The sequence below is a fragment of the Pseudomonas sp. S2_C11 genome (assembly GCF_054668395.1).
On record NZ_CP162765.1, the window covers coordinates 5,546,419 to 5,559,043 of the forward strand.

A 12,625-nucleotide genomic window follows, 5' to 3' on the forward strand; every position below is an offset into this window, starting at 1 on the left:
GCGCCGCCGTTGGCGGCGTGCCATTCTCACTCCCGTCTGCCGCAGAGTAGAGCCTGCGGCGCCTTGGGCGCTGTTCCAACGAGAACAGCACGGACATAACAACAAAAAACCGTCAAAGGGGCTTCACTAATGCGTAAACCAGAACTCGCCGCTGCAATCGCCGAAAAGGCAGACCTGACCAAAGAACAGGCCAATCGCGTCCTCAACGCCGTCCTCGAAGAAATCACCGGCGCCCTGCACCGCAAGGACAGCGTGACGCTGGTCGGCTTCGGCACCTTCCTGCAACGCCACCGCGGCGCCCGCACCGGCAAAAACCCGCAGACCGGCGAACCGGTCAAGATCAAGGCCAGCAACACCGTGGCGTTCAAGCCAGGCAAATCGTTGAAAGACAGCGTCAATCCTTGATGGCGGCGTGCTCCCCTGAATGACGGGGAGAACCGCAAATGAAAAATGGGCACACCGATTGCGGTCGGGTGCCCATTTTTTGTGGCTGTCTGTTGGCTTACTGGCGTCGGAAGCAGGCCTTGCCGTTGCCGAAATCCACGGCCAGGCAGTTTGGCTCGATCGCCAGTTGCAGGTCCTGGAACAGTCCGCCCAGATCGCTGTTGGAGGCAGGCTTGGTTTTGCTTTCCAGCAGTACTGTCTGGTTCTCGACTTTCCAGGTGCCTTTGGCAAAGCCATCGGCGCTGCCATACGCCACACCGGCATCAAAGGTGCCGTCGTTTCGCAACAGCAACTCGGCGCCCATTTCCATTGCGCCGGTCAGGTAGTAATGGCCTTCCAGCTGTGGGGTGTCCGCTGACGCTTGGGAGGCGGGCAGCCACATCAGTGCGGCGAAAAACAGTGGTTTCAGTTCCATGAAATGAAGCTCCTTGGCAGTTGTAGTAGAGGGAGCGCATTTTCGAGCGTTGGATTCTGGCACAGCCATGTTTTGCCCGCCCGTTGTTCAGGCGCTACACAATCGAATCAATATCCAGCTGAAACGGCGCGCCAACTGCATGTCCACCGGTCATCGCGGCGATAGCGGCGTCGTGGTCTTCAGCGGCTGGCGGGATCATCGCCAGTTGCTCCTGAACCAGGTTTTCAGGGTGGGCGTTCCAGCGCAGCAGACTTTCCTCGACCCATTCGGGCTGGTCGGCATAGCTGCCGTAAACGTCGACCTCGGTGACCCGTTGACTGCGCAGCGCTGTCAGGCGGGCCTTGGTCATGCTGATCTTGTCTATTTCCTGATTGAGCATCAGCGTCTTGTGCGCGCGCTCCTGCTCTCGCACGTAAGAACGGTGGTTGTTTTGCAGATCGCGCTTAACGGCCCGCAGCTGTTGCTGAATATTCTCCAGGGCGCTGCTGACCCACTCGTATTCGCGATTGGTCACCAGCGAACGCTTGAGCTGCAGTGCTTCCTGCCAACGGCGCAAGCTGGCCCAGCAGCCGGGGATGTAGCTGCCGACCATTGAGTGGTGACCCCGGTCGAACAACTGCCGCAGAAACGATCCGCGTTCGGGCAAGCCGTTCGTAGCGCGCAGGGCCTTGGCGCAGCCGTGATCGACGATCGTGCTGCAACCCGGCTCCCAGAGAAGGGAGGATCGGTGGTCCTTGTCGAACTCAACGGGCATGAAATGGCGCAAAGCACCGTGATGCCCATAGTCGTCGCCAAAGAAATTGATGATTCCCCAGATCAGCAGGCCGAGGCCGGCGACCGGGTTGAAGCCCAGCACCACGGCGTTGGTTGCGTACATCGGCCCAGGCTTGGCAAAGGTGTTCATCCAGGTCGCCGGCACGCTCGGTACCGGATCGTTCTGATTGACGATGCGGTGATGCACCAGCGATCTGGCGCTTTCGATGAAGGTGGTGTCGCCGGCGCGGGGGGCGCCGTAGGTGTAGAGCACGATTTGCGGGGGAGAACTCCAGGTTGCGTCTCAGCATCTCGGACAGGATCAGTGCAACTGCACCGCCCAGACTGTGACCCGTGATCAGCAGCTTTTGCCCGCTGTAGAATTTTTCCAGATAAGTCACGATAAATGGATAAGCCGCCAAAGCGCCACCGTAGAAACCGCGGTGCACTTTGCCTTCGCCTTCGGCAAAGGGAACCTGATAGGCATCGCCGTCACGCCGGCCGTCGGGCCAGATCTCACTGGTACCGCGTACGCTGATCAGGATCAGTTCGTCGTGGTGGCAGATGAAAGCCTGAGTGTCCGTGCTTTCGACCTGTTTGCGATCATCGAAAAAATGCAGTCTGGCGGGGTGTTCTTGTTGATTCCCTAACGCGGGGTCATTCACTTCGGGGTAAAGATTCGGGTCAAACGGCACCACTTCCAGGCGTTTCGAATACGGCACGTCTTCATACAGTGGATAGTATTTCTGCGATTGTGAGTCATCGACCTTCCACAACTCATCGAACTGCGGCAGCGCGTGGCCGAACCAGTTGCCGCTGCTGGGCTGTAGCGGAAAGCTTACCGTGTCGGTCTGCACCGGTTGAGTGTTGGGTTCCTGTCCGAAATCGGTGTAGCTCAGCGTCGCCATCACCGACAGCTGATAAAGGTTGAGCGCGCAGAACGCGTCGCCTGTCGACAGCATTGGCCGTAGCGCTCTCATCGGCCGTACTTCCAGCACATGGTGTTTGTTCGGCAGCAGTGCGACGCCCTTGGGCGGCGGCGGGGAAAACCCCAACTCGACGGTGGCCATCTCCGCCGCACTCAAGATGGTGTGCAGTCCGCCATCCGCAGAAGTTTTATCGACGACCGTGAAGTCTCTGGACTTCGCAGCGGGGCGCATGAGCTTGTGCGCCGCCCTCTTCGGAGCGTCGCGACGAGCAGCCAGCGGCGGCAAGTGGGCGATGTATTTTACCAGTTCACTGACTTCGACCTGGCAGTACGCATCGGTTTCGGACAGGTCCTTGGCGGGGTTGGCCTGGGTGCGAGTGCCTGTTTTGTGGAAGAAGCGGGTTTTTTCGGCGCGGACTTGGAGTTCGGTGATGGGGAGAGGGTAGTGCGGTCGTTCCTTCAGTCGCGCATATACTTCCTCTTTACCCTGATAAAACTGACTGAGCTTCAGGGTTACGGGACCGCAGTAATGATCAAGAACTTTTCCGGAGCCCGAGGAATCCAGTTTGCCGGTATAAACAATATCTTCGTAATCGACGGCTTCGTAGGTCAAACCGGCGTAGGGTTTGCCATCACCGAACTCGTCCACCAATTGAAAACTTGTGGCTTGTCCGCGTCTTGGGCAGGCGTGGATGTTGCCTTGCATAAAGGCCGCAATGCCGGAATCTGTCGGCTCAATGCTCATGGGGTCTGATCCTTGTTTTCAGTGCAATCGGGGTAAATAGTGCAGATGCGCTCGTCTACCATCCTGAATGTGCTGAAGTCTTTGTAATTGCCGAAACAGAACGCATCCTGATCCTCAAAGGCTTTCCCCATGCAGCGCTTCCATCCGCCGGGCACTTTTACCCACGTGTCACCAAAAGCGGGCTTTTCCCGCTCAGATAATTGGATTTTCAGAGTCACCGTTTTTCCAGAAAGCTGAGTCAGCGTGTACGCCGTGAAAGGACGGCTCCGCCCGACATTGCCCTGTGCATCCATTTTTTTGCAGGTCAGCAGTTTGATCAGATAACGCTTCGGGCCCACCGTGCGAAAAGACCACATGCACTCACCAAAGAACTCAGCTGTCTCGTCATCTCTGAAACTACCCATCTGTCGTTCCAGCAACTCCGGACGTACAGCAATCGAGGCGTAGTCATAGCTGAAGTTGCTTCGCCCTGAACCATAAATACCGATGACCTTGATCTCGATGTAATTCAGCGCCAGCGGACATTCGCTTACGGTTCTGTACAGCGGGATCTCGGAAGTCCCTTGGTACTTCATATTGGTTTTGTTGTATCCCAGCTGAGTGTTTCTCCCGCCAGGCACGGTGCATGTTTGGCCCTTGGCCGGAACATAGGTGGCCGTCAGGTCGTACTTGAATCCAGGTGGAAAATCCGGAACAAACATAAAGGTGTTCGGGGTCTTCACCGTCGTACAACCCACCAGCAATCCCAGGCAACCACTCAGCAGCAACCCTCGTTTCAAGTTCCTCATCGACCTACCTCTCCCTGCCAATACAACGCTTCCTGATATACCCGCTCAAAATGCATCGCCGGATCTTCACCGGGTTTGGGCAGCCATGATTTGCCTGGCCGATATCCCGGTAACTGCAAACTGCGGGTCAGCAAGAAATGCACGTGCTCCGGTTGTTGCCAGCCCCACAGGTGCGTCAGTTGAATCAGGCCCCACAACCATTCATCGACGTCCAGTTGTTCGGCCAGCTCGGCCATGGCTTCGGTGTGTTCGCCGACCAGGTAACGGCGGGTGTTGTCGAACAGCACGTTGGCGTAGATCAGCTCCGGGGTCGGCGTGTGCAGCCACGGCGGATCCATCGGCAGCGGGTGGTGGCCGGGGTCCGGGTTGTCGATGGCGTTCCATCGTTCTGCGTGCCAATAGCAAACGCTGTTGAATGGCCCGAGAAACGCCGCGCGGTGCTCGGGTTGCAGGTGCGCCAGCGCACGGCCCAGAACCCGGTTGTCATGCACGCGGTACACCGCCTGATTCGGACGTTCGCCGGTTATCAGGCGCTCGCGCCAATGCGCCGCCAGCAGATCAAGTTCGACGTGACGGGCACTGGCCAGCCAGCCCCAATTGCGCTCGGGCGTGGCGAGCAAGGTCTGGAGGGCGGGATGCTGCGCCGTATCTATCTGCAACAGCAGCGGGCCGGTCGGCACCAGCGACTCGGCCGGCGTGCCGCTGTAGAGCGGACGAAACCGCTCGGTGCCGAGGTCGCGGGTCAACGCAGCGTGCTCTGCCCTTTGGCCGTCGGTGTCGAGCATCAGATACAGTTCGCAGCCGGCGCGGGACTGAGCGTGCAACCATTGTTCGACCGGGCTCATGCGACTTCTCCCAGCTCGCACAGACCCGCCGCGCAGGCTTCGCACAGCGGGCAAAAATCCGCTGCCTGCTGGCGGGCGCTGTTGACGATCGACAGCGGCGTGGCGTTGATCGCAGCTGGCAGGCCGGCCTCAACTTGCAGCGGTTGTAGCGGTGCGAGAGCCGGCAGTGGCGCGCCGCCCTGAACGATGGGCACGCTGCTGAAAATCCCGCCGGCATTGATCACGATGTGATGACCGCCCGCTGACAGCGTCAGGCTCATGCCGGCATCGATCACCACGTTGCTTGCCGTGACATGCGCCTGCTGGCCGGCCTGGATCACCAGAGCGCCCAGGGTCTGGCTGCTGGTACCGCTGACCTGCAACAAGTCATCGGCGTTGATTACTGTGCTGCGCAGTCCTTGATGAGTGCGCGAATCCTTGCCCTCGATGAGACTGGTGCTGTCATTGCCGACATGCTCATGGCGGTCACGAGTGATCAGGCTGCGGCTGTCGTTGAGGATCAGTTGCTCAAGGTCGCGCTGCGCGCGCAGGTAGATCTTCTCCTGCCCGGCGCGATCCTCGACCGACAGCTCGTTGTAGCCGCCATTGCGCGGTGAGCTCTGGCTGCGTAATACCGTGCGAGTTTTACTCGCCGGCAAGGGATGAGCGACGGCATTGACCTTGTTGGCGACGCAGCCGGTAATCAGCGGTTGGTCCGGGTCGCCTTCCTGGAAGGTCACGACCACTTCCATGTCGACCCGGGGAATGGTCACCGCACCGAATCCGTCACCTGCCCAACTGGACGCTACGCGTAACCAGCAGCTGCTTTTTTCGCTGTTGCGTTCAGCGCGATCCCAAGGAAACTCGACACGAACCCTGCCGTATTCATCACAGAAGATCTCCTCTCCGGGAGGCCCGGTAACGCGCGCGGTCTGGCAGACCAGCAAGGGTCTTGGCGCGGGCAAAGGCGGACGGTAAACCACCTCTGCGGGAATGGCCCTGAAGGTATTGCGGTAGCCCTGGGAAAAACCATCGGCAGGATTCGCCTCGCTGCTGAAAGCCTCTTCGAGTACTGCCGGTTGCTTGCCTTCGTGACTGAGACTGACCAACAGCCACAACTCGTTGCAGTCGGCCCTGGGATGTTCGCTCAGCTTGAACAGGTGACCGCTGCGCAAAATCGGCTGATTGCTTTTGCCTTCAATCCATTGATAGTCGCTGCGATGGCGCTCCAAGGCCTGACGCGCCAGCTGTTTGCCGTGCTTCTCGGACTTGATCAGCAGTGGATAGCGATAGTCCTCCAGAGCCGGCGTGAACTCGGCGGTGAAGCGGCTTTCCAGCAGCAGGCTTGGGCGCATGAGGTCATAGTCGCGGCGGGTGACCGTGCTGGTACGGGTGTTGAAGCCCATGCTCAGGTGGTTGACCACCGGGTGTTCGGCGACCATGCCGCTATCCACCCGAAGGCTGTCGTACCCAATTTGCGCGCGAACACCGGGCTGTCGCTGAACACCAGCAAGTGCCTGTCGAGCGAATGCTGGTGGTGCCAGGCAATACCCTCTTCGGCGCACAGGCGCTGAATGAACAGGAAGTCGCTTTCGCCGTATTGCGTGCAGTACTCACGAGGCTCACCGGCGGCGACATTGAACGTGAAGTCATCGGCCTGGATGCCATGGCCTTTGAGGACTTGCGCGATGATCTGCGGCACTGTCAGTTGCTGAAAAATCCGCTGGTCGTGGCTCATTTGCAGATAATGCAGCGCCGGTACCAGTGACAGCTCATAGCGGGTCAGGCGCTTTCCCGATTCGCCGAGCATGACATTTTCGATCCGCCCGTGAATGCCTTCGCCCGCTAACCCGAATTGCAGAAAAGCAGGCTGGCTGAGCAGGCTTTCCAGATCGAAATCCGCGTACTCGCTCACCAGCTCGATGCGAAATGCGTACAGCTGACTGATCGCTTCGGTGCCAGTGAACGCGAGCACCTTGAAGTCGTGACGAATGGCCGGGATATGCAGTGAGAATGGCGCGCAGTGGCCTTTGCCGAACATGGGCTTGTCCTTAAGCAAAGTGAGTCAACGCGCGATACCGTCCTCCCTGATCGCCGCGCATGAAAAGTTGCCAAGGCAAGCTAGCGGCGCGGCAAACTAATTGATGTAAGAAGTATCCCTGAAATTTGTCAGAGTATTCCGGTGTGGAAGTCTTGGTTGGGATGCGAGAAGTGTCTGTAGGACGCGGCTCGGATAACTATCGAAGTGCCAGTATTTGCCGGGGGAGTAAAGTTTCAGAATAATGAAATGCCATCATTATAGTGGCACTTTTTGCATTGATCGTTGTCGCTGCAAACTTCTCGATGGAACCCGGTCATTTTAGGAAGTGTCCTACTTCTATTTTTTTTTGAATTTGGCATGCTGCACGCCGCTCGAGGGTGCGGGCGTCAGGTAAACTCGCCCGGCTGCGGCCGAGGCTCTGGGACAATGGTTTGGCGGGAGCCGGGAAAATGCGCTGATTTATAAACGGCATCAGGGAAACCCCTGCGACATATAGGGCGATCTCCTACAGATCGCAATGAACAGTTCGTCTTGTTGTTTAATCAGATGCTTGCTAGTGGCCATCATAGTGATTACGATGCGCCCACTTGAAAGAGCACATCTCAATTGGATGAGTCGCTGAACTGCTCTTCGATACTGTCCCGCGTTGCTGAAACTCCATTCGCGCGCATGACTGTAATCCTTAATAAAGGCCATGGATGTCCTACTCAAGCAAACTTTCCGCCCATTACCTCGAACTCGCAAAAGTCTCTGTTTCCAAAGAGAATTTCGCGGGCGAAGACGTTCGTTTTTCGAGCGAGTTCGAGGCGCTGGAAAGTGAGCTGGCCAAGGCTTCGTCGATGCACGAAAGCGGGCAGATCGACTGGCTGAAAATCCGCGAAAACAGTGAAAATCTGCTGCGTACCCAATCCAAGGATCTGCGTGTCGGCGCCTGGCTGACGTGGTCGCTGTACCAGCGCGAATCCTTCCCCGGGCTGCTTGCCGGCCTCGGTCTGCTGCACCATCTGTCGGAAAACAACTGGGCCGACGTCCACCCGCTCAAACCCCGCACCCGTGCCGCCGCGATCGGCTGGCTGGTGCCGCGTCTCGAGCAGGTCATCACCGAAAACATTGCGATCAAAGAGCAGTTGCCGATGTTCCGGCAGCTCTCTGAGCACCTGGCCGGTCTTGAGGCCGCGTGCACTGAACATCTGGGCGATGACGCGCCACTGCTGCTGCCGATCTCCCGCCGCCTGAAAACCATGATTCAGCGCGCCGCCGACAACCAGCCGGCGCCCGGCGTGGTGGGCGCGGCGGTGGCGCAGGTCAAGCAGGCCGCGACCCAGCTGCTCACTCCTGGCGCACCGATCGACAACGAGCGGGATGCGCACAAAGCCCTGCGCGCCCAGCAGGACAGCGCCCGGCCGTTGTGTGCCTGGTGGCTCAAGCAGAAGGCTACCGATCTGCGTGCCCTGCGCCTCAATCGCACGCTGCTGTGGATGACCATCGACGCCGTGCCCGAGCGCAACGCCGAGCAGATCACCGTGCTGCGCGGCCTGCCGCTGGAAAAACTCAAGCTCTATCAGGACCGTTTCGATCAGGGCAAATACGCCGACCTGCTGGTGGAACTGGAGGCGAGCCTGGCGAAGGCGCCGTTCTGGTTCGATGGCCAGAGGATGGTCTGGGAATGTCTCCAGAACCTCAACGCCGAGCTGGCCATGCGCGAAGTGGAAATCCACTTCGCGCTTTTGATTCAGCGCCTGCCGGGCATCATCGAGTTGCGCTTCCATGACGGCGCGCCGTTTGCCGATCCGTCCACCCGGGCGTGGATCGCCGCCAATGTCATGCCGCACCTGCAAAGCGCCAGCGCGCCGCGCAAGGTCGAAAGCGAGAACGTCGAAACCCAGCCGGCCTGGGAAAAAGCCCTCGAGGAAGTCCAGCCGATTCTGCGCAAGGAAGGCTTGAAGCCGGCCGTGCAGATTCTCAAGCAGGGTCTGCAATCGGCCCACGGTGGCCGCGAACGCTTCTTCTGGCAGTTCACCCTCGCGCGGCTGTGTTTCCTGGCCAAGAAATACGAACTGGCCAAGAACCAGCTCGAAACCCTCGATCAGACATTACAGGACTCAGGCCTGCACGCCTGGGAGCCCGATCTTGCATTGCAAGTGCTGCACCTGCTGCACAGTTGCTGCGAGTTGTTGCCGCAGAACCACGCCGTACGTGAAAGCAAGGAAGAGATTTATCGCAGGCTGTGCCACCTCGACCTCGAAGTGGTACTCGAATAGGCCCCAGGGCCACAACCGCAAGGAGAAAAGCCATGGCCAAAGAAGGCTCGGTAGCCCCCAAGGAACGCATCAACGTCACCTTCAAACCCGCCACCGGCGGAGCTCAGGAAGAGATTGAACTGCCGCTGAAGCTGCTGGCAATCGGTGACTACACCCACCGCAAGGACGATCGCAAAATCGAAGATCGCAAGCCGATCAGCATCGACAAGATGACCTTCGACGAAGTGTTGGCCAAGCAAGAGCTGGGTCTGACGCTGAGCGTGCCGAACCGTCTGCAGGAAGATGGCGAGGCTGAAGAGCTGGCCGTGCAATTGCGCGTCAATTCGATGAAGGACTTCAACCCGGCCAGCCTGGTCGAGCAAGTGCCTGAGCTGAAAAAACTGATGGAACTGCGCGATGCGCTGGTGGCCCTCAAAGGCCCGCTGGGTAACGCACCTGCGTTCCGTAAAGCGATCGAAGGCGTGCTCGCCGACGACGAATCCCGCGGTCGCGTACTCGGTGAGCTGGGCCTGAACGCCGCAGCCCCGGACGCCTGAGACTCCAGTAGCCAAGGAAGCCAACACAATGAGCACTAGCGCAGCACAAGAGAAGAGCGCCGCCAGCGGCGAATACAGCATTCTCGACAGCATCATCGCCGAAACCCGTCTGACCCCGGACGACGAAGCCTACGACATCGCCAAGCGTGGCGTGTCGGCGTTCATCGAAGAGCTGCTCAAGCCGCAGAACAACGGTGAGCCGGTCAAGAAAGCCATGGTTGACCGCATGATCGCCGAGATCGATGCCAAGCTCAGCCGTCAGATGGACGAGATCCTGCACCACCCGGATTTCCAGGCGCTGGAATCGTCGTGGCGTGGTCTGCAGTTGCTGGTCGACCGCACCAACTTCCGCGAAAACATCAAGATCGAAATCCTCAACGTCTCCAAAGAAGACCTGCTGGACGATTTCGAAGATTCGCCGGAAGTCATGCAGTCGGGCCTGTACAAGCACATCTACACCGCTGAATACGGCCAGTTCGGTGGTCAGCCAGTGGGCGCCATCATCGCCAACTACTACATGTCGCCAAGCTCGCCAGACGTCAAGCTGATGCAGTACGTGGCCAGCGTTTCGTGCATGTCCCACGCGCCGTTCATCGCTGCCGCCGGCCCGAAATTCTTCGGTCTGGAAAGCTTCACCGGCCTGCCGGATCTGAAAGACCTGAAAGATCACTTCGAAGGCCCGCAATTCGCCAAATGGCAGAGCTTCCGTACCTCGGAAGACTCGCGCTACGTTGGCCTGACCGTGCCGCGTTTCCTGCTGCGTAACCCGTACGATCCGGAAGAAAACCCGGTGAAATCGTTCGTGTACAAGGAAACCGTTGCCAACAGCCACGAGCACTACCTGTGGGGCAACACCGCTTACGCGTTCGGCACCAAGCTGACCGACAGCTTCGCCAAATTCCGCTGGTGCCCGAACATCATCGGCCCACAGAGCGGTGGCGCGGTTGAAGACCTGCCGTTGCACCACTTCGAAAGCATGGGCGAAATCGAAACCAAGATCCCTACCGAGGTATTGGTTTCCGACCGTCGTGAATACGAACTGGCCGAGGAAGGCTTCATCTCCCTGACCATGCGCAAAGGCTCCGACAACGCGGCGTTCTTCTCCGCCAGCTCGGTGCAGAAGCCGAAGTTCTTCGGCATCAGCGCAGAAGGCAAGGCGGCAGAGCTGAACTACAAGCTCGGCACCCAACTGCCGTACATGATGATCGTCAACCGTCTGGCTCACTACTTGAAAGTGCTGCAGCGCGAGCAACTCGGTTCGTGGAAAGAGCGTACCGACCTCGAGCTGGAACTGAACAAGTGGATCCGTCAGTACGTTGCCGACCAGGAAAACCCGAGCGCCGAAGTGCGTGGCCGTCGTCCGCTGCGCGCTGCGCAAGTGATCGTCAGCGACGTTGAAGGCGAGCCGGGCTGGTACCGCGTGAGCTTGAACGTGCGTCCGCACTTCAAGTACATGGGTGCCGATTTCACCCTGTCGCTGGTTGGCAAGCTGGACAAAGAGTAAGAGCGACTCATGGACGGATACGGCAGCCTGTTCGAACGCCTCAACGGCGACGCACAACTACGCAAGGGCAACAGCCTTGAGGCTTGCGCCATGGCGTCAGTGGCTGCCCATCTGGCCAAAATGCTCAGCACCCGGGCCGGCAGCGTGCAAACGCTGGCCGACTACGGGTTGCCCGATCTCAATGACATGCGCCTGAGCCTGCACGACTCGCTGAGTCAGGCCCGTCTGGCTATCGAAAACTTCATCGAAGCCTACGAGCCACGCCTGAGCAACGTGCGTGTCATTTCCCTGCCGCGTGACCACGATCAACTGCGCCTGGCCTTCAGTATCGAAGGCCTGCTGGAAGTCGAGGGTTTCAAGCGTCAGGTCAGTTTCTCCGCGCGCCTGGATGGCAGCGGTCAAGTCAAGGTGAATTAGGACCATGCGAGAGAGCGCCGTGAATCAAGGTGTTTTGCCAAAGTTGGGACGGAGCGTGTTGCTCTTTCTGGTTCTAACCGCCACTGCCCTGATTTCAGTTGCCTGTTACGTGAAAACGACGGCAGCACGGCTGGCCGACGAGTACTCGATTGTCTGGAGTGACAATGGAACGTGCTCCCTCCGCTCCTACATTCCGCAGTACTCAGCCATTGGCATACCCGGAAAGCTGTTCAAGCTGTTCGCCAGCGAAGCCTTTTTCCGCGTTTACGCAAAAGACGGCACGCTGTTGAAATCGTCCGAATGGTTGCTTTGGCAGAACGAGTTCACTTTCGATGAACGTTCGCAGTGGGTATCCGGCCATGCGATTTATCCGACAGCGACCGGTTACGAGGGCTGGAATATTCCAGCGTGTGGACAGGAAATAAACAGTCGTCAAGTGAAGGTCAACTAAGGAGATCCCCGATGTCTGGCAAACCCGCAGCACGCGTATCCGACCCCACCGCTTGCCCGCTCCCCGGCCACGGTACCAACCCGATCGCCGCCGGTTCCGGCGACGTGTTTTTCGATGGCCTCGCGGCCGCCCGCCAAGGCGATGCCTCGGCGTGTGGTGGTGCGCTGTCGGGCGGCTTGGCGACCACTGTTCTGATCAACGGCAAACCGGCTGCGACAGTAGGTTCGGTTGGATCTCACGGCAACAAGGTCACGGCTGGGTCCGGGACGGTGATTATTGGCAATTCGCATACGCCAGCGCCGTTTGTGCCGCCAGAGCCTGTTGTTATTCCCGGAGTCTTTAACCGTGTTTTTTCCTTCCATGCAGCGGATGGACAGCCCGTCGAGAACTTGAATTACAGAATGGTTTCTGAGAGTGGATTAGAAAAAGCAGGACGTTCATCGGCGGCCGGTGGCACGGGATGTTTCTCGACGGGTAAACAAGGCGAGATGGTTACCATCTACGTGTCGGCGGAGTAA

The 12,625-nt window shown here is 58.8% G+C and carries 11 protein-coding genes and 2 pseudogenes; 7 read left to right on the forward strand and 6 right to left on the reverse strand.

What is annotated here, in order from left to right:
- Positions 1–129: 129 nt before the first annotated feature.
- Entirely contained in the window at positions 130–405 is a 276-nt protein-coding gene (locus tag AB4N48_RS24885) for an HU family DNA-binding protein (RefSeq protein ID WP_003213368.1), read from the forward strand.
- A gap of 97 nt (positions 406–502) precedes the next feature.
- Here AB4N48_RS24885 and AB4N48_RS24890 read toward each other — a convergent pair whose 3' ends face one another.
- From AB4N48_RS24890 to tssI, 6 genes and pseudogenes are all read right to left on the reverse strand, one after another.
- On the reverse strand, positions 503–859 hold the full coding sequence (locus AB4N48_RS24890; RefSeq protein WP_150637178.1) for a hypothetical protein: 357 nt from the start codon (positions 857–859) through the stop codon (positions 503–505).
- 94 nt (positions 860–953) lie between these two features.
- A complete protein-coding gene (locus AB4N48_RS24895; protein ID WP_460143644.1) occupies positions 954–1,736 on the reverse strand; it encodes a hypothetical protein in 783 nt (260 codons plus the stop codon).
- Positions 1,737–1,829: 93 nt separating this feature from the next.
- Positions 1,830–3,285 (reverse strand): annotated as a pseudogene (locus tag AB4N48_RS24900) (lipase family protein); the annotation flags it as partial.
- Positions 3,282–4,073 carry a hypothetical protein gene (locus AB4N48_RS24905; protein ID WP_095181219.1) on the reverse strand — a complete coding sequence of 264 codons (792 nt, stop codon included), beginning with the start codon at positions 4,071–4,073 and terminating at the stop codon, positions 3,282–3,284. The pseudogene AB4N48_RS24900 and the gene AB4N48_RS24905, both read right to left, overlap by 4 nt.
- Entirely contained in the window at positions 4,070–4,918 is an 849-nt protein-coding gene (locus tag AB4N48_RS24910) for a DUF4123 domain-containing protein (protein ID WP_460094477.1), read from the reverse strand. The genes AB4N48_RS24905 and AB4N48_RS24910 overlap by 4 nt, the downstream gene beginning before the upstream one ends.
- Positions 4,915–6,938 (reverse strand): annotated as a pseudogene (gene tssI / locus AB4N48_RS24915) (type VI secretion system tip protein TssI/VgrG). Before tssI ends, AB4N48_RS24910 begins: the two are co-directional and overlap by 4 nt.
- 698 nt (positions 6,939–7,636) lie before the next feature.
- Here tssI and tssA point away from each other — a divergent pair.
- Genes tssA through AB4N48_RS24945 form a run of 6 tightly spaced genes read left to right on the forward strand, consistent with a single transcriptional unit; the run spans position 7,637 to position 12,625 of the window.
- Positions 7,637–9,199: a type VI secretion system protein TssA gene (tssA, locus tag AB4N48_RS24920; RefSeq protein WP_056790892.1), complete on the forward strand. Its 1,563-nt coding sequence runs from the start codon at positions 7,637–7,639 to the stop codon at positions 9,197–9,199.
- A gap of 32 nt (positions 9,200–9,231) precedes the next feature.
- Complete coding sequence (gene tssB, locus AB4N48_RS24925) at positions 9,232–9,735, forward strand: type VI secretion system contractile sheath small subunit (protein ID WP_016772498.1); 504 nt, start codon at positions 9,232–9,234, stop codon at positions 9,733–9,735.
- Positions 9,736–9,763: 28 nt separating this feature from the next.
- The gene (gene tssC, locus AB4N48_RS24930; protein WP_016772499.1) at positions 9,764–11,239 is read left to right on the forward strand and encodes a type VI secretion system contractile sheath large subunit; all 1,476 of its coding nucleotides are present in this window, start codon (positions 9,764–9,766) and stop codon (positions 11,237–11,239) included.
- Positions 11,240–11,248: 9 nt separating this feature from the next.
- On the forward strand, positions 11,249–11,656 hold the full coding sequence (tssE, locus tag AB4N48_RS24935) for a type VI secretion system baseplate subunit TssE (protein WP_041476611.1): 408 nt from the start codon (positions 11,249–11,251) through the stop codon (positions 11,654–11,656).
- A gap of 19 nt (positions 11,657–11,675) precedes the next feature.
- Positions 11,676–12,107, forward strand: coding sequence for a hypothetical protein (locus AB4N48_RS24940; protein WP_252887023.1), 432 nt, complete (start codon positions 11,676–11,678; stop codon positions 12,105–12,107).
- A gap of 11 nt (positions 12,108–12,118) precedes the next feature.
- Entirely contained in the window at positions 12,119–12,625 is a 507-nt protein-coding gene (locus AB4N48_RS24945) for a PAAR domain-containing protein (RefSeq protein ID WP_056790890.1), read from the forward strand.